This window comes from Acinetobacter johnsonii CIP 64.6 (assembly GCF_000368045.1).
Taxonomy (GTDB): domain Bacteria; phylum Pseudomonadota; class Gammaproteobacteria; order Pseudomonadales; family Moraxellaceae; genus Acinetobacter; species Acinetobacter johnsonii.
The window spans coordinates 435,395-459,932 of the sequence record NZ_KB849234.1 but is presented as its reverse complement, the minus strand read 5'-3'; the positions used below and the strand labels follow the sequence as shown (position 1 = coordinate 459,932).

Here is a 24,538-nt window from a genome sequence, read left to right as displayed (position 1 = left end):
AAAAAGATGAAACTTTCAGAGTTAATTGAAATTGCTGAACAAGACATTAAGGATTTAGAAGATGCTAAAAAGTCAAAGTTAAAAGAAAGTTATAAGTCTAAGATTGAATTGTTTAAAAATAATGCAATTTTTCTAAAAAATGAGATTGATGCTTACATAAATGATGCATTATTTTCTGTACTAGGCTCTCATGGTTTTATCCGTAAGCTGAATGCCCCTAATCATTGGTATTTGGAGGATTCAAACATTTCTATCAGATCTCAAATAAATGAATCGGCAACTGTAAAAAAACTAACTTGTATTGCTCAAGTTGTTGTAAAACGTGGTTCTCTTGAAAATACATTTAATTTGAAAATCTCCCATAAAAATTCAAAATTTTTTGAATTTTCAGATTATTACGAAAAATTTTCTAAACAGCTAAGTAATGAAATTACTATAGATAAGTTGAATATCATTAAGAAACATCTAACAAAAATGGATGAACATCCAGAACTTATTTCCTCTGGGTTCAGTAGAACTTCAAAAAGTGAAGAAGATTTTGAATTGAACTTTAAAGGAAAAATTTATAATGGTACGGACGAAAATTTTCTTATAATTTTGGAAGAAATGTTAAGTCTGGCAACATGTCTTAAAAATTAGAAAGCATGTACAAGTAATTAAAAGTATTAGTGCGGGCTTAATTACTTATGCAAAGTGGTTAGATCTAAATGGTGTAAGTAAATATTTGAATTTAATTGTATTTTTATTTTTGGAGTAGGCTGTGGGGAAGTTAGGACATGAGTATTGTGTACATAATGGTTTCAATAGATCACATGCAGGGAAATACGTTTATTCCCTTGCTACACTCATTTCTTGGATCTTAATTTATTTCCTATTGAAGCTCCTAGGTAGCTTATCTCCTTATTGGAATATCATTATTTCTAGTGCCATTACAGCAGTGTTATTTCTTGCTTTTTATTTCCTATTTGATAAATGGTTTTGGAAAACAAGTCTATTTTTTAAGATATTAAAATATCCTGATATTTCAGGGCAATGGCTATGCAAAGGCATTTCAGATTACCAAGAAGAAAACTCCGAAATGATTCGACATAATAGAGAGTGGGAGGCCCAAATAACAATCTTGCAAAGCTGGGATAAAGTAAGAATCAGACTAGAAACAGAATTTTCCACATCTGATAGTATCTCTGCTGCAATTATTTACGATGAGATTGAGGAATATAAAGTTCTTTATAGTTATGAAAATAAACCAAAAGATTTGGATCATAGCGAGTTGCGGACTCATCGAGGATTTGTGGAACTGACACTTCATAAAGATAATAAAAGTGCCAGTGCTAAATATTATAATGTCACTGGCCGAAGAACGATGGGAACAATGTTATGGGAAAAATTAGATAGTTAATGGATGTAAATTAAGGGTGTTAGGATAGTGATAACCTAAATCTTCACGTAGCGCTGTAACTAGTTTATCAAGTGCAACACTCATTGTGGTGAGAGAAGTCTCTTTTTTAGGATTGTCAAAAATCTTTCTAGTCCAATCAGGTGTATATAAGCCATTTCTATAGTTCGGATTATGATATAGATAATCAAAAAATCTTTGAGTTTCAAGAACAATTGCTAAAGCATAGGTTTTCCCTTTTTTCAAATTATCTAGATTAGAATGGTACATAATCGAAGCTAAATCAAAGCTGCTTAAATGAATTTCTTTACCCTCTTCAACTAAATCAGCTTTTATTGTTTTGCAAAGGCGAATGGCTTTCTTTAGGCCACCATCTGTTAAATATTTACATCTAATATCTATATAATAAATATGCTTAAAAGGTAGATTCATTAAAGTAGTGGGAGTTTTATTATCAAGGATATTAATCCCTCTTAAATAAAGGTGTTTTTCTTTTTCATATTCTTTAGTTTCGACCCAATGGGATGGCACAACATCGACATCACGAGGTAATGAGCCACCAGTTAAAGTAATTGATTTTGCACCAGTTGTATCAACTGCTACTGCTGGATAGGCTTGACGAAGCTCGCTGATACATGCTGTTCTTAACTCTTTTAAAGCTTTTGTATCCTTAGCACGAAAAAGTTCTAAGCACCCTTCTGAGCGGTAATGTAATCTATTGATAACAAGTAAATCAACATCACTAACTCCTTTAATATGTATATTCAAGGGAACAGATCCTTGAAGTTTATATTCTGTTGTAATCCCGTGATTATTTAGGAGTCTAGGCTGAAGTTTTTTTTCTATTCTTTGAGCTGTTTCAATACTGATTTCTGTATAGCGTTTGCTAACCTCTTGCATAGCACCAACAGCATAGCGAACAGAGGGTTTATCTGAAACGGTTTGCCATCTTTCTACAGTATTTTTTAAACTGTCAAATTCACTGTATGAGGTTACACCCTCATTGATGCTGTCAAACATATTATAAGAAAGGTCTGTACCCTTTCTTCTTTTTTCTAATCTATTCAATCTTTTATAGAAATCAATATCAGACATTATGATGATGCTCAAAAATCTTCGTTATCGGAATTATATAATAAATATTGGTTTAACAGCTTAATAAATAAGCTTTTCTAGTTTCCATCCTAGTCTCAGATTAAGAAATCTAAGACTAGGATGGAAAATGTTTTATTAATACTTAACTACAAAATAATTATGGATACATAGGTAAAAATGTTTTAATAATATTAAATATTTAAGTTCTATATTGCGTATTCTGAAAGCGGACATTTCTATTTGGGGCTTACATTTAGTGTTTGTATGACAGCCATTATGTTAAATGGAGGAATTTTCTTGATTTAATAAAATGAAAATTCTGTAATTTTATCTTTAATCCAACTCATAAAATGTTTTACACGAGGCGAAATTAATTTCGCATGCGGATATACAAAATGAATAGGAATTTTTTTCTGATTGAAATCATCTAGAATAATGCTCAATTGTTGTGATTTTATTGCCTTTGCAACTTGATAATAATAGAAGCAACCGACCCCTAAGCCTTCAATACAGGCTTGTCTCGCCACAGAAATTTGGTCTGTAAACAATATTGGTTTATTCGCTAAAATAATTTTTTCGCCTTGATCCATAAATACCCAGTCAGATCGAAAGCTAGATACTACAACTCTTTTTTTATTTTCTAAATCGATAGGCGTTAGTATTTTTTCCTTAGCTAGAAATGATTGACTTGCACAGTAAACTAATCGAGTTTCACCAATTCTTGTGGCGATCAAGGATGAGTCAGGTAAATCACCAATGCGAATAGCAAGATCAAGGTTACTTTGTACAATATCCTCAAATTGATCACTTAAATTTAATTGTATTGATACAGTTGGATATTTTTGAAGATATTGATTGACTAGAGGGGCAATAAAAATATTGCCAAATTCGATGGGAGCTGAGATTTTTAATTCACCAGAAATACTATTTTTTCGTGCTTCCAATGAAGCTTGCATTAATTCCACTTCATTCAAAATATGTCTGCACCATGCTAAATATTCAGCGCCTTCTTCCGTTAGGGAAATACTGCGAGTAGTTCGATTGACTAATCGTATTCCTAAACTTTCTTCTAAAGATGCTAACAATCTAGCAATTGAGGATGGTGAGCTGTTGAGAAGTTCTGCTGCTTTCGAGAGGCTTCCTTGCTCAATAATGCATGCAAAAGATTTCATAGCTTTAAATTGATCCATTGCTTACCTCGATATCTTTGCATTTTTTGCAAAAGGTTTATGTTTGGACATATCTTAATCATTGTTACTGAAATCAGTATAGTTCAATGCATAAACCTAAAGGTAGATGTGAAATGAAACTACTTTCTTCTAAAGCCCCCATCAAAGTACTTGCATACGATCATGTGGGTATTCGTGTGAGTAATAAGCAACGTGCCCTGAATTTTTATCAATCTCTAGGCTTTGTTGAAACTGCATATTTTGAAGCATATGAAGCCAATGAAATGATGAGTGCTGATGGTGTTCGGATCAATTTAATCTTTAATGCATCGAGTCATTTACATGCAAAAAATATTTTACTAGATACAGCGATTAAGTTACCCGGTATTACACACCCTGCTTTTATTGTTGATGATATTCAGGCACTAGAGCATTGGCTTAACAGCAATGATATTCATATCACTGAAGGACCAAAAGCGATTGGACCACGACGTACGGCACTTTTTATTCGAGATCCAGATGGAAATGTTTTGGAATTTAATCAACTAATTTTAGACAAAATTTAATTTAGAACACAACTAAGCTGAGAAAATATAATGAAACTGTATGATTTAGACCTATCCGGTAACTGTTACAAAGTCCGCTTATTTGCGTCTTTGATTCATTTGGATTTAGAAATTAATCCCGTCAATTTTTTAGAGGGTGAACATAAAGTAGAGCCTTTGCTGACTTTAAATCCTTTTGGTGAATTGCCTATTTTTATTGATGGGGAAATAATTTTAAGAGATTCACAAAGTATTCTCATTTATTTGGCAGGTAAATATGCAGGTGAAGCATGGTGGCCAACAACACCACATCTTCAAGCTGAAGTGGCGCAGTGGTTATTTACAGCAGCCAATGAAATACAGCATGGTCCTTGTTCAGCACGTTTAGTCGATAAGTTTAATTATCCATTGGATAAAAATTTAGCACTCAATAAATCAACAAAAATTCTGACCCTCATTAATGAACATCTTGAACATCGGGAATGGCTTGCAATCAATCGTCCAACGATTGCTGACATTGCTATTTTTCCTTATATCGCTTTAGCCCATGAGGGCGGTGTTGATATATCAAATTACAACAATATTCATCGTTGGATGAACAACATTAAAGCCTTAGATGGCTTTTTAACAATGTCAGGTATTTAAAATAAGTGTGCTTTGAACTATGAGGAAGCTTTAGCTCCTCATAGTTATTGTTTTGAATTCTTAAACTCGTTCGATCACTTTGAATATCATAGGTATCAAATGTCTTTTAAAATGCACGTCATTGATGTCAAAAATCCATTACAGAATTATATTTGGATATTAGAAGAGCTTAAGACGCATGATGCCATTGTGGTTGATCCAACAGATGCTCAGCTTGTTGATGAATATTGTCAAATGAATAAACTTGATTTAAAGCAAATTTGGTTGACACATTGGCATAAAGATCACATTGGTGGCGCACCATTTTTAGCAGATAAATATCAACTTTCTGTATATGGTCCAAAGGAAGCATTGTGTAAAATTAACGGAATAGGCAATCTACTAAAAGATGTCCTTGATTTGAAGGATCATTATTTTAATTTTCATGATTTAAAAGTAAAAGTTATTTTTGTACCTGGCCATACATTAGGTCATATTGTTTTTTATATTAATGAATTAAATTCTCTATTTAGTGGTGATACATTATTTGCCATGGGGTGTGGTCGAGTATTTGAAGGAAGTTACGAACAAATGTATCAATCACTGAATCGTTTAAAGCAGCTTCCGTTAAAAACAAAAGTTTATTGTTCCCATGAATATACCCTGAGCAATGCACAGTTTGCACTGGAAGTAGATTCCAATAATGTATTGCTACAAGAACGTTTACAAGAAGTACGTGCTTTACGTGCAGAACATCAAATAACACTCCCGACCACTATTGAACGTGAGTTACAAACAAATCCATTTTTTAGAACGAAAGACTTAGATGATTTCTTAAAAAAAAGATTACTGAAAGACCATTACTAAAAGTTTAAATGAACATATTTAGTAAAGCTGTAACCTTTATAGAAGCATCATTTTATAGATTTCCTAAAAGTAACATAATACAGATTATACGAAAAGTTTTTGTAAACCTAAAATAGAAATGTTCGAATCTACCTATAACTAATAAGTTAAATTATTTGCTTAATGTTTTAAAAAGATTCTTGAATTTATTTTTCCATTCATCGGGAGTTGCCCACGAATGTTTGAGAGAAATAATTTGTTTAGTAAAATATTCGCAATGGGTCGTCCACTTTTTAATCCCTTTTGCACTTTCAAGTTCTATACATATTTTATTTATCTGTTCCCTAGTTAATCTGTAAGGAGTAACGATCAGGAAAGCACAGAAAGCTTCGTGTTTTTTATTTTTATATATATCAATTAAATAGCAGTGATCAATTCTATCTTTGAGTTCTAATTTTAGAAATAATAGATGTCTTCCAAGCTTATCATCAATCCAAGAAGGGTGATTAGGATTAGGAACAAGCTCTTTTATTTGTAATGAGTTGAAGCCTTCTATTCCATCACCAAATTCATTAATAGCATAGACTTTTTGCAATGGAGAATCATTCTCTAACGTCAATGTTTGCAGTGATTCAACAATATACTGAAGGTCAAAACGTTCATCTCTTGTAGGTGGTTTATCTGTAGTTTCTGATTTTTTGATATTTGTTTTTTCAGTTCCATACGGTTCATCAGATGATGTCTCAACATCTTCGGATTTATCTGTATAAGATTGAATATAAGAATCAACCTCTACTGGATCGGTAATAGGTTCATTAAATGAATACTTCAATATACCATTTGTGTTTCCTGATTCTACATCAGACCTTTTACGATATTCACCATTTACTCTTGAAGGTGGTTTTTGGGTATTGATATGTTCATTCTTATTTTGGCTTTTTCCCCGAGGGATTGGGTTCTTTTCATCGGCTTTGGGGATAGTGTTAATGTGGTCTTGATTTATATGAATGGTATAGTCATCAATTGGATCAACTCTTTTGAATCGAGTTATAAAGAACCGTGTTTTATTATCATCTAACCAAAGTCCTTCTACCTCAACTGATAGTTTAGTTGGATGGGGAGGAAATACAATTGGGTATCTTTTACCAGACTGGAGAGGATCAAAATCAGTAATTTCCATACTGTGTTGAAGTCGTTCAACTATGTTTTGGACATGTTCATTTAAAGCTAGATTTGCAAGGAAGATAATGGCGATTTCACCTAAGTCTTCATAAGGTTTTCTAATCCTGATTCTGTATTCAGTTTGATTTTCTACGGTTTCAGATGTAAATGATTCAAGATAACGATTAATAATATTTTGAATTGATGAGGATAATATCATTCCTCTAATATCTTTGCGGTTAACAAATAAACTATGTAGGATATGAACTGCGGAAGTAACCACTTGAACATTATTATTAGATACCATTAAGCAGTGATTAACTTGTCGATAAGTTTCAGGGGTATAATGAGTGAAAGGGTATCCTTGAAGAATGAAGTCATTCCCTTTAGGCAACATAAGATGCTTTAAAGGCATATAATATTCATCATCAGTATTTGGAATTTTATATGTTGATTTTATATTTTTTGGTCTATGGCTTGTAAAATCAAATGTAAAACTTTTGGTAATTAACTTTCCATAAAATTTATAGACATTATCTTGTAAAATATTACCCTCCCAAATACTACCAATCTGAACAGTATCAATTTCAAGAAAAGGTACGAGAAATGTGGAACATCTCTGTATGTTTATCCACTTATCATTATCTTGAAGTTCAACTAATAGAACTTCTATAAAAGGATTGGTTGAATCACTGCCCTCATTCCTAAGAAACCCACCATATCTATAGACAGTTCTGCGAATATTATCATTTGGGAAACAATCAATAGTTGTGACTTTAACTTTTTTATTTGCAGGCATATCTTTTAGTGAATTTAATGAAATTCATATATAAATAGTATAGTTTTTATTATCACTCTAGTTTATTTGTGTAAACTCTGATTTATTTGTGGAACTGACACCCGCCACCGACTAAGGCAACCGCAGAAGCTGTATGGTGCGGTGCACGAAATGGCCGCTGTCCAAAAGGATGTTGATGATTGGCCACCGAGTAAATACTCGCCACTTCCAAATTCTCTTGCGTGTTCAAGGGTGGGAGAATACTGGCTAAACGTGAAGCCAATAGGGTTTTCCCTGTTCCTGGCGGTCCTTTAAATAGCAAAGAATGACCACCTGCTGCCGCAATCTCTAAGGCACGTCTCGGACGCAGTTGACCTTTAACATCGGCCAAATCAAATTTGTAGTGCTGTGAGGCTTTTAGCGCCGTGGGTTGAAACTGTTGGATGAGATGGTTTTGCGACAGATGCTCACAGACTTGTTTTAAATGTTGCGCTGCAAACACTTGAAAGTTGGGCAGTTGAGAGGCTTCTTGCGCATTGGCCTCAGGTAAAATCAGTTGATGCCCAGCTTGCTGGCAGGCAATCGCAATACTTAAAGTACCTGAAATTGGTCGCAGTTGCCCATCAAGTGCCAACTCACCTATAAATTCAAAATTTTCAGTTCCTTGCTCAGGGAGCTGACCAGAGGCAATTAAAATACCCAGTGCAATAGGCAAATCCAGTCGTGAGCTGTCTTTGGGCAGGTCTGCGGGTGCAAGGTTGATGGTGAGGCGTTTGGTCGGAAACTGAAAACCACTATTGATAATGGCGGAGCGCACCCGATCTTTGCTTTCCCGAACGGCTGCTTCAGGAAGCCCCACAATAGTTAAAGAGGGTAGTCCTTGGCTCAGATGAACTTCAACTTCAACCGAAGGTGCGTGTAAACCGAGCAAAGCTCGAGTGTAAATTTTGGCAAAAGACATCTTTTGTTCCATTATAGTGCATTATTTTAATTCGTTATGCGTCTTTTGTTGCACCAAACAGGTGCTCATTTTTTGTTCTGAATGCGTAACTCTAAAGCTTCCACTTGTTTCAATAAGTCATTTAAACGCAAATTGGCATTATTCAGTGCAGTACGTTGACGTTCAATTTCATCTTTGGAAACCAAATCCATCTTGGTGACTGCTTCATTCAGCAGTGCGCGTAAATTATGTTCTAAGTCTTGTTTAGGTTGTTCGACTTGTTCCAGTATGGCTTGTAATAAAGTTTCAATCATTTCTATATCCAACAGTTGGAGAAGTGACAGCAGTGTACCATTGCTGCTTCTGACTCTATAGCCTTTCAGATGAAATATGATTTCATCGATTGTAAAAAAATCATAAATCTTCGACTAAAAAACCTGAATTTTGAAGTTCAAAACGCATTTAAATGTATAGAATAGGGTATAAAGAAAACTCATGTCAGACTTTCTTTTCCCCCCAACCTAAGAATTTTTGGCATGAAATTTGAACATAAAACCTTACTGGTGAAATAAGCCGAAGGAAAACAAACATGAAGCTCGTAACTGCAATTGTAAAACCGTTTAAATTGGATGATGTGCGTGAAGCACTGTCTGAAATTGGTGTTCAAGGGATCACGGTAACTGAAGTCAAAGGCTTTGGTCGTCAAAAAGGTCATACTGAACTTTATCGTGGCGCTGAATATGTTGTTGATTTCTTACCAAAAGTAAAAATCGAAATCGCGATCAGTGATGAAATGGTCGACGCGGTGATTGAGTCAATCACACGTGTTGCTAGCACAGGAAAAATTGGCGACGGTAAAATTTTCGTCACAAATTTAGAGCAAGTCATCCGTATCCGTACAGGTGAAACAGGTGCCGATGCCGTTTAATTTGGCATGAAGTTTGCTGAGTAACACATAACTCGCACAAATTAGGTTGGGGGATACGAATGAAAAAGATGCTATTCGCGCTGAGCTTATCTGGCGCACTTTTAGGTGGTTCTGTTGCTTGGGCTGAAGAAGCAGCAACAGCGCCAACGCCATCAGAACAAGTCACAGTGGTTGAAACAACGGATGTGGCTGCTCCAGCGGTTGAAGCCGTTGCTGCTCCAGTAGAAGCACCCGCACCTGCAGAAGAAGAACCAACATTAGATACAGGTGATACGGCGTGGATTTTAGTCTCCACAGCACTGGTTTTATTAATGACCATTCCAGGTTTAGCGTTATTCTACGGCGGTATGGTTCGTAAGAAAAACGTCTTAAGTACTATGGCACATAGCTTTGTTGCTGCGGCAGTGGTGAGTATTGCATGGGTCATCATTGGTTATACATTGGCCTTTGGTGAGGGCAATGCCTTTATTGGTGGCTTAGATAAGTTCATGCTGACTGGGATTACCACAGATGCACTCACAGGGACGATTCCTGAAGTTCTATTCGTTATTTTCCAAATGACCTTTGCCATCATTACCGTTGCCATTATTAGTGGTTCAATTGCAGAACGGATGAAATTCGGCGCATTTATCGCTTTCATCTCGATTTGGGTAGTCGTGGTCTATGCACCAATTACTCACTGGGTATGGGGCGGTGGTTGGTTAGCAAATGATGGCGCACTCGACTTTGCTGGCGGTACCGTTGTACACATCAACTCAGGTGTGGCAGGTTTGGTTGCTGCATACATGCTCGGCAAACGTATGGGCTTAGGCCGTGAATCAATGGCTCCACACAACTTGGCATTAACCGTTGTGGGTGCAAGCTTACTGTGGGTCGGTTGGTTTGGTTTCAATGGTGGTTCTGCATTGGGCGCAAACGGCTCAGCAGGTTATGCATTGCTTGTGACTCAAGTAGCAGCAGCAGCAGCGGCAATCTCTTGGTTAATTACTGAAAAAGTTGCACGTGGTAAAGGTTCAGTACTTGGTGCTGCATCTGGTGCGGTTGCTGGTCTGGTAGTGATTACACCAGCAGCAGGGTTTGTGACTGTCGGCGGTGCACTGGCGATGGGTTTAATCGGTGGTGTGGTGTGCTTCTGGGGTATCAGTGCCTTGAAACGTGCTTTAAAAGCCGATGACTCTTTAGATGCGTTTGGTTTACACGGTGTGGGTGGTATCGTGGGTGCAATCTTAACGGCATTCTTTGCAAGCGATTTCATCATGGGCGACAAAGCACCAAGTGATGTGATGCATCAACTTTGGGTTCAAGTTGAAGGGGTATTGGCAACGATTGCATACTCAGCAGTATTAACCTTCCTTATCTTAAAAGTGATTGATCTGGTGATTGGAATTCGCGTTGAATCTGATGATGAACGTATGGGCCTAGATTTGAGCCAACATGGCGAACGTGTGGACTAATCAATAGAATAATAAATAAACAGTATAATCAATATATTGTGTGAAACAGCCCGAAAGGGCTGTTTTTTTTCTATATCTAGCGTAAAACTCTACAAAACACCGAATTTTTGCTACACTCTAAAACCATTCAAATTTGTTCAATTTAACCACTATGCATTGTCCATTTTGCAACGCTGAAGACAGTAAAGTGATCGACTCACGTTTGGCCGCTGAAGGTTGTCAAATTCGTCGTCGTCGTGAATGTATTAGTTGTGGTGAACGATTCACAACCTTTGAAAGTTATGAAGTGGTCATGCCTCGTGTGATCAAGTCGGATGGCAAAAGTGAACCTTTTGATGAAGCAAAATTGCGTCGTTCCTTGATGCATGCTTTACAAAAACGTCCCGTGACGCAAGAGCAAATTGAAACCGTCTTGAGCGATATTCAGCTGCAAATCCGCCGTTTAGGTGAGCGTGATGTGAAATCACGCACCATTGGTGAAATTGTCATGCAATCTTTATTTTCGTTAGATCATGTTGCATATGTGCGTTTTGCATCGGTCTATCAAGACTTTCAAGATGTCGATGCCTTTCGTCACCAAATTGAACAAATGCAACAACGTGAACATTAAGCGAGTTGGCATCCATGTCTGAATTACAGTCTAGTGCTTTACACGCTGACCAAGCTTGGATGAAACAAGCGATTGCTTTAGCACTGCAAGGTCAATACAGCACCAAGCCAAATCCAAATGTAGGCTGTGTCATTGTCAAAGATGGGCAGTTGCTGGGGATGGGTTATCACCCTCAAGCGGGTCAGCCACATGCAGAAGTTTTTGCGATGCGCGAAGCGGGCGAACAGACTCAAGGCGCAACCGCTTATGTCACTTTAGAGCCTTGTGCGCATTATGGGCGTACACCGCCGTGTGCCAAAGGTTTGGTCGAGGCAGGTGTGGCGCGGGTTGTGATTGCCTGTCCAGATCCTAACCCCTTGGTGGCTGGTAAAGGGGTACAAATTTTAAAAGAAGCAGGCATAGAGGTCGATGTCGGCATTTGCCAAACCGAAGCGCATCAGTTGAATGCGGGCTTTTTAAAAGCCATGGCTACTGGCATGCCTTATGTGCGTTTAAAAGTTGCCTCTAGTTTAGATGGTCGAACAGCGATGGCTTCGGGTGAGTCGAAATGGATTACAGGCCCAGCAGCACGGTTGGATGTCCAGCATTTTCGTGCCATTTCTGGTGTCGTGATCACTGGGATTGAAACCATACTGGCCGATGATCCTCAGCTCAATGTTAGACAGCTTCAGGGTGTTGTGGATCTGACAACGGTTGTACAACCGAAACGTCTGGTGTTAGACCGTCAAGGCCGCTTGCCTCTGACGGCCCAAATTTTACAGCAGCCTGATACCGTGATGGTGATGGGGCCTTATCGGCAAGCATTGGCCGATTTAAGTGTGCTACAGTTTGCTGTACAGCCTTTAGATCAGTTATTAAAGCAGTTGGTTCAATCGCATCAGATTTACGATGTCATGGTTGAAGCAGGTGCAACGTTATCGACAGCTTTTTTACAAGAGAAGTTGGTCGATGAAATGATTAGTTATGTAGCACCGACCTTATTGGGTCAGTCTGCACGTGCAATGTTCAATGCTGAGTTTTCTCAGATGGCAGAGCAACTCCGCTTTAAGCTTATGGATGTCACACAATTGGGTGATGATGTGCGCTTAACGCTTATCCCTTCTCAAGAGTCATTATGAGTTCAGAGTCTACGGTTTATCATAAACGTCGTCACGCGGCACGTACCACCGATGAATATCTATTTCATCAACTTGTTCCTTATTTGGGGAATAAGCGCCGTCTGTTGCATCTGATTTTAGAGGCGCTTGAGAGTACAGGGACTTTAAACCGTGCAGATGGTCGTGCGCCTATTTTTGCTGACTTCTTTGCAGGTTCGGGCGTGGTCTCGCGTTTGGCGCGTCAAAATGGTTATCGCGTGATTGCCAATGACTGGGAACCATATAGCCATGCGCTGAACCATGCCATTTTGGCTTGTACCGAAGCGCCTGCATTTAAAGAGTTGGGTGGTTATCAAAAAGCCATTGATTATTTAAACCGCTTGCCTGAAGTTAAGGGCTGGGTAACGCATAATCTGTGTCCGCGAAATGATGAGATTTATGATCCAAGCCGAGATCGTTTGTTCTTTAAGCGTCGCAACGGCATGCGCATTGATGCGATTCGTCAGCAAATTGCCACATGGCAGGCACAAGGTGCAATCGATGATGTAGAGATGTCTGCTTTACTGGCACCTTTACTTTATTCAGCCAGTTTTGTCAGCAATACTTCCGGCGTCTTTAAAAGTTTCCACCACGGCTGGGGCGGTAAAACCCAAACAGCGCTAGAGCGGATTGAATCCTTGCTGTGGTTGACCCCAAGTCGTTTTAGTGAAGTGGGTGATAATAAGCAAAAGAACCCGATGGCTGAAATGTGGTGTGTCGATGCACAGCATTTGGCAAATCAAATGAGCAGTTTTGAGGTCGATGTAGCTTATCTAGATCCACCCTATAACCAACATGCCTACAGCAGTAACTATCATGTTTTAAATGCTTTAACACTATGGGATCAGGTAGATTTACCAACACCAGACACCAAAGGTTTTAAAAGCGGAATTGACCGTGCGTGGCGCAAAGAGCGTCCGAGCCCTTATAACTCGTCAAAGTATGCCAAAGAGGCATATGAAAAATTACTGTCCACCATCAATGCACGTTACATTCTGACCAGTTATTCAACCGATGGTAATATTGAAGCAGGGGACTTGCTCAAAGCCAATTTGGAGCGAGGTCGCGTGACTTTATTAACGCAGGATGTACCGCGTTATCGCGTGAGTAAACAGCGTCAGTCTGAGCGTGCGCGTGTGTTAGAGTTTATTGTGATCACCGATACCCATGCCAAGTCAGGTCCGCCAATTCGTCAGCTACTGGGGCAGTTGTACCATTATGCCGAATTGGGTGGAGTCGATACATCTGGGGTCACGACACAGTTGGCGCTGTGGTAAAAATATAGAGGTAGAAATCAGAAATGTTTACAGGGATCATTGAAAGTCTAGGCACAGTTGAAAGCGTACAAAATGTCGGTGGCGATGTGCGGTTGCGCATTGGTACGGATCTTGATATGTCAGATGTACATTTGGGTGACTCGATTGCCACCAATGGCATTTGCCTCACGGTGATTGACTGGGGTGAGCACTGGTATGCTGCCGATGTCTCACGTGAGAGTTTGAACCGAACCACACTGACCCACTGGAAAGTTGGCCAACGTGTAAATGTGGAAAAGGCGATGTTGCCCACCACACGTTTTGGTGGACACATTGTGTCAGGTCATGTCGATGCTGTGGGTGAAATCACCGTTGTGCGTGAAGATGCACGTTCGCTTTATTTTGAAGTGACTGCGCCAGCTGAGATTGCACGTTACTTGGCAGAAAAAGGCTCGATCACGGTTGATGGGATCAGTTTAACCATTAATCATTTGCGTGGGCGTATTTTAAGCCTCAATTTAATTCCACATACGGCTGAACGAACCAACATTGGAACGTGGAAGGCAGGCAGTCAAGTGAACCTTGAAGTGGATGTGTTAGCACGCTACATTGAACGTCTGATGCTGGGTGACAAAGCTGCGGAAACTACCCCACAATCTAAAATTAGTTTAGACTTTTTGGCACAAAATGGTTTCTTGAAATAGAAAAATCGTTTAGATTGCAGCAAGAATAGACAAAAGATGAGCTCCCTATTTGCCCAAAATGAGGGAGTTTTTCTTTTGAAATGAATAGGTAAGCAATTGAGTATGATGAAAGATAGTACGCAGTTCATTGCACGGATAGGTGACAATGATTGATTTTTTTCTCCATCTAGAACAATTATTGCCCGTACTGCTTGCAGAATACGGCCTTTGGATTTATGCGATTCTTTTTCTGATTATTTTTGCAGAAACGGGCTTCGTTTTTATGTTCTTTTTGCCGGGTGACAGTTTACTGATTGCCATTGGTGCCCTATGTTCCAGCTCGGATTTAATCCATATCCACACCATGGGTATTTTGATGATGATTGCTGCGGTATTGGGTTATATCGTCAATTATTATACTGGTCAGAAGTTGGGCTTTAAATTTGCCCATCAGCATTCGCGTTGGCTGAAACCCGAATATATGATGAAGACCAATCAATATTTCTTAAAGCATGGTGGTAAAACCATTTTAGTGGCACGTTTTATTCCTTTTGTGCGTTCTTTCGCGCCTTTTGCTGCGGGCGCAGGGCATATGAGCTTGGCGACTTTTATGTGGTATAACGTGACCGGTGGCCTGATTTGGATTGGTAGTTTGTTGGCGATTGGTTATGGTGTGGGCAATACCTTATCGTTTATGGTTGATGTGTTGGTTTGAGATCGAGACAGATCACATCAGCCGAGAAAAAACAAGAGTGCATAAAAAAACTCACCGAAGTGAGTTTGAACGGAAGCCAAGGCCAGTTAGGCAGAGTTGGATACCACTTCATCAGAAAAGTCTGAATTTTTCAAAATATAGTCAATTTCTTCTTGAGCCGCGGCTTGCAGCTTACTGCGGTAGCTGACTACAGACTCTTCAATTAAGGTTTCCGCTTCAAGCTCTAAACGTAAACGGACACTTTCTAACTCAGACAAAATTTGTGAGTCATCAATACCAAATTTACCTTTGGCATAGTCCAGAGCTTGTTCAGGCGTTTTCTCATAGCGTGCAGTGTAGCTCGAAATTTCCTGATCGACACTTTGACGCATCACATTTAAAGCTTGGGTTTGCTCATTGAACTGACGGATTTCATCTTTTTTGAGGCTCTCCGCATAAGCTTCCTGTGCTGCGCGTTTGTCTGCCAGTGATTTTTCTAACGCTTGTTGTTTGCGAATCCGCGCTTCTTCAATCAGCTGTGCTTTCAGATCGGCATACGCTTGTTCAATTCGTTGGATCGAGACAGCTTGAGCACGTTGGTCTTGTTCAATCCAACTGTGCAAACCTGTTTCAGGTTTGAGTACATCGCAGACGCGACTCAGGTCATCAATAAAGGCCTGACGAACAGCATCAGGTACCTTTAACCAGCGCTGTTTAAAATCTGGACCAACATTCAATGCCACTACGCATCTCCTTATTTAGACGGGGAATCAATTAAAGCTTGAAGGTTCGAGCTTCAACCCCGAGACGTCTATATTGTTTAAATTTTTCACGACCTTGTTGTTTGGCCGATTCGTTATTTTCAATAATTTCTATAATGTGGCTAAATTTTTCGAACTGTTCAAGAGCTTGATCGTTAAAATTGAACACAATCCAGTCGGATTGTTCAGGCAGTTGCGCTGAGATACAAATGCGGGCATCGATTTGATCAATGCCATGTGGAATAAAGCTCGTATCATCAAAACTCCACAAACGCTCATCCAGTTGCTGTTGTAGTTCAGGGTCGCTTGCATACAACCAGATTCGCTCTGGCTGACGCAAGATTTTTCGACATAAACGACAAGCACTTTCGACTTGTCGTTCAGGACTTTGTTCAAACAAATAAAAGCTAATATTAGCCATTAGACTGCGCACGATGAGCTAAGAATTGCATCAATAATGGCACTGGACGACCTGTTGCCCCTTTATTGGCACCCGAGTTCCATGCTGTACCTGCGATGTCCAAATGCGCCCAGCGGTAATCACGGGTGAAACGTTGCAAGAAGCAAGCCGCAGTTACGGCACCAGCTTTGGGCCCACCAATGTTGGCGATATCGGCAAATGGAGAGTCTAACTGTTCTTGATAGTCATCAATCACAGGCATGCGCCAGACGCGGTCAAAGCTATTTTGACCAGCTTCAGACAATTCGGCCGCCAGTTTGTCGTCTGGGGTAAACATACCTGTTAATACTGATCCGAGTGCCACGACACAGGCACCTGTTAAGGTTGCAATATCAATGACCAGTTCAGGGTTAAAGCGTTTTACATAGGTCAATGTGTCGCACAGCACCAAACGACCTTCTGCATCGGTATTTAAAATTTCAACGGTTTGACCGCTCATGGTGCTCACGATGTCACCTGGACGTGTAGCTTTGCCTGAAGGCATATTTTCAGCTGCAGCAATGGTACCTACGACATGAATGGCTAAACGTGATTCACACAGAGCACGGAGCGTCCCTAGAACCGATGCTGCACCACACATGTCATATTTCATTTCATCCATACCAGCGCCCGGTTTCAATGAAATGCCACCAGTATCAAAGGTGATTCCTTTACCGACCAAGACCACTGGGGCTTCAGAACGTTCAGCTTGATACTCAAGGGTAATAATACGGCCTGGGCGGTCTGAACCTTTGCTCACCGCAAGGAAGGAATGCATGCCCAGATCAGCCATTTGCTGCTCATCAAGGACATTAACACGGAGTAGGTCAGGATATTGGGCTGCCAGTTCTAAGGCTTGCTCTGCCAAATATTCAGGGAAGCAGATATTGCCTGGACGGTTGCCTAAGTCACGAGCAAAGCTTTGACCAGATTGCACGGCTTCAATCAATTTAAGTTGCGCAGCATTCAGCGGCGACTCAGCAGCAATCAGGCTGATCTGTTCAAGCACGTTGTCTGCTTTTTTTGATTTGAATTCATCAAAAGCATATGCCGCATGCGTCAAACTGAGGGCAAATAAATAATGGAGTTCAGCTGGAAGGACTGAAAGGTCAAGACTGATGTGTTTGAATTTTTTTTGTGAAGCTTTGATAATGGTTTGAGCAATTTTCACCAGCTTTGCCGCTTGTAATTCAGCTGCTTTCCCGACACCGACCAAGGCTGCATTGGGGCTTGTTGGAATTTGACCAATGAGGCTCAAGGTTTCATTGAACGCGGCTTTAAACTGAGTCGCTTCAATTAAGTTGTTTAAATCATTAATTTGATAAGCATTTGCAAGGTGTTGCGTGTTTTCAGAATCTACTAATATCAACAAAAATTGGCTAGACGTATTCTCTGTGAATGACGTATTAATAGAGAGTTTCATAAGTTTTATTTAAGCCTTATAAAGTTTGAAAATGATTAAACCACTGAAACATTAACATGAATAGAGTTGCAAAGTGCAACAAGAGTACAGGTTTTATATTTTCACTATTCGGGTAAACTAGCGCTAGTTTTTATTCACCTATTTTTGGAAGAATTAATTTGATTATTCGGCGTTATCTGGTCAAACAAGTGGTGTCGACATCCTTGGTTGTGATCGCCTTATTGACCTTGATCATGATGGGCGGTCGTTTGATCAAGTATTTTGGCGTAGCCGCGCAGGGTCGCTTAGATGCAGGTATTTTATTTAGCATTATTGGCTATCGTTTGCCTGAATTTTTAACGCTGATTCTTCCTCTAGGCTTTTTTATTGGACTGATGCTGGTTTTTGGTCGTCTGTATGTCGATCATGAAATGGCAGTACTCAATGGCAGTGGCGTCAGTCGTAACCAATTGGGGCGACTGCTGATTCCTATGACCGTGGTGTTTCTTGCTGTTCAAGCCGTGCTGATGCTTTGGATGGCGCCGTGGGGTGTTCGTCAGTTTGAGCAGCTCACCACCAGTCAGGCGGTGCGTACTGGTTTTGATTTGGTTCGACCCAAAGAGTTTATTTCATCGGGGCCTTATACCATTTATGCGGGTGACTTATCCGAAGACCGTAAGAACCTCAAAGACATCTTCTTCTATCAACGCGCTGAAGCAGAAGGTAAGCCTGATGTGATGATTTTGGCCAAAGAAGCCACGCGGGTTGAAATTGAAAATGATCCCGCCAATGTGGTGGATTTGGTGCAAGGTCGCCGTTATGAAATTTATCCGGGACAGCCGCGTTATAGCCAAGCCGAGTTTCAGTCTTATCGACTACGTTTAGAAAATGATAAAGAAGCGAAGTTTGAAAGTGCCGATGTTGAAGCATTGTCCACCATGAAACTTTGGGATAATCGTAATGATCCTGTCGTGGCGAGTGAGTTGGGCTGGCGTATTTTTGTACCGTTTGCCATTGTAGTGGCGTTGCTTCTCGCTGTGGCTTTATCTGAAGTGAGTCCACGCCAAGGACGTTACTTAAAGCTGTTCCCTGCATTGCTTATTTTTGCCAGTTTAATCGTGGCGCTGATGGCGATTAAAACCCGTGTCAGTAAAGAAGAGGTGGGCATAGGGGCTTATCCATTGATTTTGGTGATCTATGCGATAGCAGCGGCTTTGTTTTCGCGTAAACAAAAGCTGGCCCCGAAAATTAAGAAAACATTACAACGAGCGGGGTCTTAATCATGTTCGCACGTCGTATAGTCGCAAAACATGTGACCAAAACCACCGCGATGGCGATGCTGGGTGCTACCGCTATTTTATCGGTCTTGCAAATTCTGTTTACTTATTTGGGTGAGTTAGGCTCCCTAAAAGAAGGTTATGGCGCTTGGGATGCTTTACGTTATGTACTGTGGGGGGCGCCGCAATATCTCTATGAGATTCTACCCATTGCCGCGTTAATTGGCTCAGTACTGGGACTGGGCACTTTGGCTTCAAACAGTGAGCTGATTGTGATGCGCTCGGTGGGGGTGAGTCTCTGGCGGATTGTTGGTTGGGTGATTCGTTCGGCTTTAATTTTGGTGGTGCTGTCATTTGCTTTAAGTGAATGGGTGATTCCTTATACCAATGAGCAAGCCAAAGGTGTGAAAAGCCATCGAACTGCGGCTGAACTTGGTGAAGTACGTGGTTACTGGACACGAGAAGGGCAGCGTTTTATTTATGTCGATTATGCCAATTCTCAAGGTCAGCTGAAAAATGTGCAAGTGGTCGATTTTGACAATAATGCTCGTTTGAAAGGCGTTTTAAATGCTGAGCAAGGTCAGTTTGTGCAAGATGGTCGTTGGATTTTAGAAAATACCGCCCAAGTTGATTTACTACCGACAGGCAACGCCACGGCACAAAAGGCCGCTGAAACGCCTTTGGCACTGGCACTGCAGCCGAAATATGTGCACATGGTGACGATTGACCCTGAAGACCTTTCACCGAGTCAATTGGTCAGTTTCATGAGCTATATGCATGAATACAGCCAAGTGCCTAAAACTTATCAGTTGGCTTTTTGGCAAAAAGTGGCGTCTCCATTTGCCTTAATTGCTTTAGTGTTGATTGCTTGTTCCTTTATTTTTGGCCCACTGCGTCAACAATCGATGGGCTTTCGTTTGGTGATTGCACTGTTTACAGGCTTAGGTTTCTTTTACCTGCAAGACTTCTTGGGTTATGCAAGTTTGGTTTATTCGCCTTCACCCGCATGGTTTGTTTTTGTGCCGATTTTACTGATGTTTGTCGCAGGTGGTTATTTATTACAACGTGCGCGATAACTGTACGATATTGAAGAAAACAATGCGGATGATGGTGTTAAACCATCATGCCTGCATAGAGTCTTGACCGAAAATTCGGTAAGATAGAGCGATGAATTTGTAGACAAAAAAAGAGTGCTTATTATGGCGGATGCAACTGCTGGCAAAATCCCTCACGTACTGGTCATTATGGATGGTGTGGGACACCGTGAAGCGATCGAAGACAATGCATTTTTAGCAGCGAATCGACCGAATTTAACAGCGATTGAAGCAAAGCATCCGCATAGCTTAATTTCAGGTTCTGGTGAAGACGTGGGTCTGCCAGATGGCCAAATGGGTAACTCTGAAGTGGGCCATATGAACTTGGGCGCAGGTCGTGTGCTCTATCAAGACTTTACCCGAATCACCAAAGACATTCGTACGGGTGCTTTTTTCGAACATGAAGTTTTGGTTGATGCTGTTGAGAAAGCCAAAGCAGCGGGTGGTGCGTTGCACATCATGGGGCTATTGTCTGAAGGTGGGGTGCATTCACACGAAGACCATATTGTTGCCATGGCTGAACTTGCGTTAAAACGCGGTGCAACCGTGTATCTCCATGCCTTCCTAGATGGTCGTGATACCCCGCCACGCAGTGCGCAGCCATCTTTAGAAAAATTAGATGCGTTGTTTGCTCAATATCCAAATCAAGGTCGTATTGTGAGTCTGATTGGTCGTTATTTTGCGATGGATCGAGATAACCGTTGGGACCGTGTGGAACAAGCCTATCGTTTACTCACAGAGTCTGAAGCAACACGTACTGCAGCTACAGCAGTTGAAGGTTTAGCCTTGGCTTATGCCGCAGACGAATCTGATGAATTTGTCAAAGCAACACGCATTGGCGATGCTGTGAAAGTTGAAGACGGTGACAGCATCGTCTTTATGAATTTCCGTGCGGATCGTGCGCGTGAAATTACCAAAGCGTTTGTTGAAAAAGATTTTGCAGGCTTTGCGCGTAAAGTTGTACCAAACTTATCTAAGTTTGTGATGTTGACACGCTACCAAGCCAGTATTGATGCACCTGTGGCGTATATGCCTGAAGCATTAAAAAACTCGATTGGTGAATATCTTTCAGACCTTGGTAAAACCCAATTACGTATTGCTGAAACTGAGAAATACGCGCATGTGACGTTCTTCTTCAGTGGTGGTCGTGAAGATGAATATCCGGGTGAAAAACGTATTTTGATTCCATCACCGAATGTGGCTACTTATGACCTCAAGCCAGAAATGAGCGCCTATGAAGTAACCGATGAATTGGTGGCTGCGATTAACTCTGGTGAGTTTGATCTATTGGTGGTGAACTATGCCAATGGCGATATGGTGGGTCATACGGGCGTGTTTAATGCAGCTGTGAAAGCAGTGGAAGCTGTTGATTTATGCTTAGGCCGTGTCTATGAGGCGGTGATGGCACAAAAAGGCCATATGTTAATTACGGCTGACCATGGTAATGTTGAACAAATGCAGGATTATCACAGTGGTCAGGTGCATACCCAGCATACGACAGAATTGGTGCCTTTTATCTATGTCGGCCCAACTCAAGCTACTATTGCTGAGGGGGGCGTACTGGCCGATGTCGCACCAACCTTGTTAAGCTTGATGCATCTTCCTGTTCCAGCAGACATGCAAGGTCGTAACTTAATTACATTAGACGTATAAATCAATTTGGGTGGGTAAATGGCAAAAGCATCGTGGACTTCAATAGGTGTAGTGATTGCTTTAGGTCTGAGTCTGATCCACCCGATGGGGGCTGTTGCAAAAACAGCGGCAGCACCCGCTTTTGATGATGAATTGGAACAAGGTTATGTTGAGGTTCCGATTGAATCCATTCAACAATTTGTGCAAATCTACGGTTTAGTCAAAGACAATTATGTGGCTGAACGTAGTGATGAAGCACTATTTCAACAGGCCATTAAAGGTTTAGTCAGTGGCTTAGACCGTTATTCTCGCTATTTATCTCCTCAAGAATATAAACAACTGGTGCAATATACCGAAGGGGATTTGGCTTCAGTTGACTTCAGCTTAGAGTTTGATTCTCGCTTACAACAATGGCTGATTCGTGGATTAAAACCTGACTCAGATTCCAGCAAACTGGGCTTAAAAAATGGGATCTCCGTTTTTAAAGTGGATGATCAAGAGCTACGCAAGCTCAACCATGCTCAAGTCAATGAATTACTCAGTGGTGCGATTGGTAGTACCATCAGCCTACAGTTAAAAGCCAATTCAACGCCGATCAATTTAGTTCGAACCAAAAAGGTTGAAACCGATATTCAGGCGCAACTGTTGAATAACCAAGTTTTGGTGCTCAAGGTGCGGGTGTTCCAACAGGATACGGCCAATGAAATTCAGCAGTTGATTGAAGAGCATCAGTCTTCGCGTTTAAAAGCGGTCTTGATAGACCTCAGAAATAATCCCGGGGGGCTGTTGTCTGCCGCAGTTGAATCTGCCGATTTATTCTTAAACCAAGGGGTGATTGTTTCAACCCAAAGTCGTTCCGAAGGGGATCAGCAGTTCCAAGCTTTACCAAGTCTAGAGTTTCAAAATTTAAAAGTGGGGATTCTGATTAATGACCGTTCTGCATCGGCCGCGGAGGTGTTTACCGCTGCGCTGAAGGAGCATGGACGGGCGTGGGTGATTGGTGAAAAAAGTTATGGTAAGGGCGTGGTACAGAAACTATTTCCATTGTCGAATGGCGCAGCTTTGCAAATGACGGTATCTCACTATTACACCCCAAGTGGTCGGATGATTGAAGGGGTAGGGATTGCGCCAAATCAGGTGTATCCAATGCCACATGAACTCAAAGACGAAAGCTATGTTGAACATGTGGCAGAGATTCTAATTAACCGTCGTTAAGTCTCTAAACGGAATCGTCTTCGCCATCTAGCCCGAATTTCTTCAAGCGATAACGTAAAGAACGGAAAGACATGCCGAGCTTTTTAGCCGCCAGTGTTCGGTTCCAGTGGGTAAGATTGAGCGCATTCATCAAAATTTCTTTTTCAATTTTTTCTAAATACAGCTCTAAACCCTCTTCGGGTAATTTACGCGAAGGCATATGACTGAGTTGATCATTGCCAACAGTACCTTGTTGCGTGGCATTGGCATAGTTGGTCTGAGCAATTGGTCGCAGTGGGGCTGTTTGCAAGTGCGGTAAGTCGATACTGCTTTCATCACTTAAAGTGATGGCACGTTCCATCATATTGCGTAATTCACGCACATTGCCTGGATAATATTGGGCCAATAAAAATTCACGTGCACGTTCACTCAATGCTTTGACTGGGATGTCCCATTCTTGGCAGATTTTCTGAATGAAATGTTGTGCTAAAAGAATAATGTCATTGCCACGCTCACGTAGGGCTGGCAGCACAATGTCCATGACATGGATGCGGAAGTACAAATCCTGACGGAACTTGCCTTGTTGTACCAGTGCTTCTAGGTCTTGATGGCTGGCACTAATCACACGAAAATCGACATCAATTTCCGTGTCACTCCCAATTGGGCGAATGCGTTTTTCTTGTACCGCGCGCAGCAGTTTCACCTGCATAGTGAGCGGTAACTCGGCAATTTCATCTAAAAATAAACTACCGCCATGTGCAGAGAGAATCAGCCCTTGTTTGTCTTGAGTGGCCCCTGTGAAGCTGCCTTTACGGTGTCCAAACAATTCACTTTCCATCAGTTCGGTCGGTATGGCACCGCAGTTAATGGCAATAAATGGCCCTTCATTGCGATTGCTCAGGCGATGTACCAGATTAGCCACCACTTCTTTGCCAGTGCCTGATTCACCCGTAATAAAGACAGGGGCTTGCGAGCGTGCAATTTTCTTTAAGGTTATGCGTAGCTGTTGAATAGGAAGAGACTGACCAATCAGCAGACGATGTTCAAGCGTATCTTCTTGGATATGCAGCTGACTGATGGGCTGATTAAAGGCTTTTTGTAAAAGTTGCTCTAAATGTTTTTGGTTGATTGGTTTACTGACAAAATCAAAAGCACCAGCTTTAAGTGCTGCAATCGCAATATCCATATTGCCGTAAGCAGTCAGCACAGCAACGGGTAAATTAGGATAATTTTGAGCAATAAAATCGACCAAGCTCAGGCCATTACCATCGGGTAAATTCAGATCGGTTAGACAGGCATCATATTGATGCGTTTTCAGGGCTTGAACCGCCTCTTGTAAGCGATAGGCAATATGTGTATCAATCCCCATCCGACTTAAAGACATTTGCATCAGTGTACATAAGTCTTGTTCGTCATCCACCAAT

24 protein-coding genes and 1 pseudogene are annotated in these 24,538 nt (G+C 40.9%); 16 read left to right on the top strand and 9 right to left on the bottom strand.

Translation table 11 applies throughout. From position 1 onward, the window contains the following. Positions 1-6 precede the first annotated feature (6 nt). Positions 7-639 carry a hypothetical protein gene (locus tag F986_RS05590; protein WP_004692866.1) on the top strand — a complete coding sequence of 211 codons (633 nt, stop codon included), beginning with the start codon at positions 7-9 and terminating at the stop codon, positions 637-639. A gap of 121 nt (positions 640-760) precedes the next feature. Next, positions 761-1,399, top strand: a complete 639-nt coding sequence (locus F986_RS05585) for a Cap15 family cyclic dinucleotide receptor domain-containing protein (protein WP_004692865.1) — start codon at positions 761-763, stop codon at positions 1,397-1,399. Here the strand turns inward: F986_RS05585 and F986_RS05580 are convergent. Both F986_RS05580 and F986_RS05575 read right to left on the bottom strand, forming a co-directional pair. After that, positions 1,388-2,491, bottom strand: coding sequence for a nucleotidyltransferase family protein (locus F986_RS05580; protein WP_004692864.1), 1,104 nt, complete (start codon positions 2,489-2,491; stop codon positions 1,388-1,390). The two genes, F986_RS05585 and F986_RS05580, sit on opposite strands and share 12 nt — an antisense overlap. Positions 2,492-2,793: 302 nt before the next feature. After that, positions 2,794-3,681 carry a LysR family transcriptional regulator gene (locus F986_RS05575; RefSeq protein ID WP_004692863.1) on the bottom strand — a complete coding sequence of 296 codons (888 nt, stop codon included), beginning with the start codon at positions 3,679-3,681 and terminating at the stop codon, positions 2,794-2,796. A gap of 113 nt (positions 3,682-3,794) precedes the next feature. Here F986_RS05575 and F986_RS05570 point away from each other — a divergent pair, with 113 nt between their 5' ends. The 3 genes from F986_RS05570 to gloB all read left to right on the top strand — a co-directional run bounded on the left by F986_RS05570 (position 3,795) and on the right by gloB (position 5,696). Continuing rightward, on the top strand, positions 3,795-4,226 hold the full coding sequence (locus F986_RS05570; protein ID WP_004692862.1) for a VOC family protein: 432 nt from the start codon (positions 3,795-3,797) through the stop codon (positions 4,224-4,226). A 30-nt stretch (positions 4,227-4,256) separates the two neighbouring features. Beyond that, on the top strand, positions 4,257-4,850 hold the full coding sequence (locus tag F986_RS05565; RefSeq protein ID WP_004692860.1) for a glutathione S-transferase family protein: 594 nt from the start codon (positions 4,257-4,259) through the stop codon (positions 4,848-4,850). 99 nt (positions 4,851-4,949) lie between these two features. Then, complete coding sequence (gene gloB / locus F986_RS05560; protein ID WP_004692858.1) at positions 4,950-5,696, top strand: hydroxyacylglutathione hydrolase; 747 nt, start codon at positions 4,950-4,952, stop codon at positions 5,694-5,696. A 151-nt stretch (positions 5,697-5,847) separates the two neighbouring features. Here gloB and F986_RS05555 read toward each other — a convergent pair whose 3' ends face one another. The 3 genes and pseudogenes from F986_RS05555 to F986_RS05545 form a co-directional block, all read right to left on the bottom strand. Further along, the gene (locus F986_RS05555; protein WP_004692856.1) at positions 5,848-7,635 is read right to left on the bottom strand and encodes a hypothetical protein; all 1,788 of its coding nucleotides are present in this window, start codon (positions 7,633-7,635) and stop codon (positions 5,848-5,850) included. A gap of 100 nt (positions 7,636-7,735) precedes the next feature. Next, positions 7,736-8,575: pseudogene (locus F986_RS05550) on the bottom strand (YifB family Mg chelatase-like AAA ATPase); the annotation flags it as partial. A 65-nt stretch (positions 8,576-8,640) separates the two neighbouring features. Next, positions 8,641-8,868, bottom strand: a complete 228-nt coding sequence (locus F986_RS05545; protein ID WP_004692854.1) for an accessory factor UbiK family protein — start codon at positions 8,866-8,868, stop codon at positions 8,641-8,643. A gap of 275 nt (positions 8,869-9,143) precedes the next feature. Between F986_RS05545 and glnK the strand changes: the two genes are divergently transcribed. The 7 genes from glnK (at position 9,144) to F986_RS05510 (ending at position 15,336) form a co-directional block, all read left to right on the top strand. Further along, entirely contained in the window at positions 9,144-9,482 is a 339-nt protein-coding gene (gene glnK / locus F986_RS05540; protein WP_004281042.1) for a P-II family nitrogen regulator, read from the top strand. Between the two features lie 59 nt (positions 9,483-9,541). Continuing rightward, complete coding sequence (locus F986_RS05535; protein ID WP_004692853.1) at positions 9,542-10,936, top strand: ammonium transporter; 1,395 nt, start codon at positions 9,542-9,544, stop codon at positions 10,934-10,936. A gap of 151 nt (positions 10,937-11,087) precedes the next feature. Continuing rightward, complete coding sequence (nrdR, locus tag F986_RS05530; RefSeq protein WP_004692852.1) at positions 11,088-11,546, top strand: transcriptional regulator NrdR; 459 nt, start codon at positions 11,088-11,090, stop codon at positions 11,544-11,546. Between the two features lie 14 nt (positions 11,547-11,560). Continuing rightward, complete coding sequence (gene ribD, locus F986_RS05525) at positions 11,561-12,664, top strand: bifunctional diaminohydroxyphosphoribosylaminopyrimidine deaminase/5-amino-6-(5-phosphoribosylamino)uracil reductase RibD (protein ID WP_004692851.1); 1,104 nt, start codon at positions 11,561-11,563, stop codon at positions 12,662-12,664. Then, positions 12,661-13,959: a DNA adenine methylase gene (locus F986_RS05520; RefSeq protein ID WP_004692850.1), complete on the top strand. Its 1,299-nt coding sequence runs from the start codon at positions 12,661-12,663 to the stop codon at positions 13,957-13,959. Before ribD ends, F986_RS05520 begins: the two co-directional genes overlap by 4 nt. Positions 13,960-13,982: 23 nt before the next feature. After that, a complete protein-coding gene (locus tag F986_RS05515) occupies positions 13,983-14,642 on the top strand; it encodes a riboflavin synthase (RefSeq protein ID WP_004692849.1) in 660 nt (219 codons plus the stop codon). 145 nt (positions 14,643-14,787) lie between these two features. Then, positions 14,788-15,336 (top strand): VTT domain-containing protein, encoded by a 549-nt coding sequence (locus F986_RS05510; RefSeq protein ID WP_004692848.1) that lies wholly within the window; start codon positions 14,788-14,790, stop codon positions 15,334-15,336. Positions 15,337-15,422: 86 nt separating this feature from the next. On the opposite strand, the gene blhA is transcribed toward F986_RS05510, so the two are convergent. The 3 genes from blhA to F986_RS05495 are packed head-to-tail and all read right to left on the bottom strand — an operon-like array spanning position 15,423 to position 17,938. Continuing rightward, entirely contained in the window at positions 15,423-16,058 is a 636-nt protein-coding gene (gene blhA / locus F986_RS05505) for a cell division protein BlhA (RefSeq protein ID WP_004692847.1), read from the bottom strand. 31 nt (positions 16,059-16,089) lie between these two features. Further along, positions 16,090-16,497: a DNA polymerase III subunit chi gene (locus tag F986_RS05500; RefSeq protein WP_004692846.1), complete on the bottom strand. Its 408-nt coding sequence runs from the start codon at positions 16,495-16,497 to the stop codon at positions 16,090-16,092. After that, a complete protein-coding gene (locus tag F986_RS05495; RefSeq protein ID WP_004692845.1) occupies positions 16,490-17,938 on the bottom strand; it encodes a leucyl aminopeptidase in 1,449 nt (482 codons plus the stop codon). The genes F986_RS05500 and F986_RS05495 overlap by 8 nt, the downstream gene beginning before the upstream one ends. Before the next feature lie 158 nt (positions 17,939-18,096). Here F986_RS05495 and lptF point away from each other — a divergent pair, with 158 nt between their 5' ends. From lptF to F986_RS05475, 4 genes are all read left to right on the top strand, one after another. Next, on the top strand, positions 18,097-19,197 hold the full coding sequence (gene lptF, locus F986_RS05490; RefSeq protein ID WP_004692844.1) for an LPS export ABC transporter permease LptF: 1,101 nt from the start codon (positions 18,097-18,099) through the stop codon (positions 19,195-19,197). A 2-nt stretch (positions 19,198-19,199) separates the two neighbouring features. After that, the gene (gene lptG / locus F986_RS05485) at positions 19,200-20,270 is read left to right on the top strand and encodes an LPS export ABC transporter permease LptG (protein WP_004692843.1); all 1,071 of its coding nucleotides are present in this window, start codon (positions 19,200-19,202) and stop codon (positions 20,268-20,270) included. Between the two features lie 123 nt (positions 20,271-20,393). Further along, positions 20,394-21,941: a 2,3-bisphosphoglycerate-independent phosphoglycerate mutase gene (gene gpmI / locus F986_RS05480; protein ID WP_004692841.1), complete on the top strand. Its 1,548-nt coding sequence runs from the start codon at positions 20,394-20,396 to the stop codon at positions 21,939-21,941. Between the two features lie 18 nt (positions 21,942-21,959). Next, a complete protein-coding gene (locus F986_RS05475; RefSeq protein ID WP_004692840.1) occupies positions 21,960-23,135 on the top strand; it encodes a S41 family peptidase in 1,176 nt (391 codons plus the stop codon). A 4-nt stretch (positions 23,136-23,139) separates the two neighbouring features. Here F986_RS05475 and F986_RS05470 read toward each other — a convergent pair whose 3' ends face one another. Further along, positions 23,140-24,504: a sigma-54-dependent transcriptional regulator gene (locus F986_RS05470; RefSeq protein WP_406935417.1), complete on the bottom strand. Its 1,365-nt coding sequence runs from the start codon at positions 24,502-24,504 to the stop codon at positions 23,140-23,142. Positions 24,505-24,538: the final 34 nt, after the last annotated feature.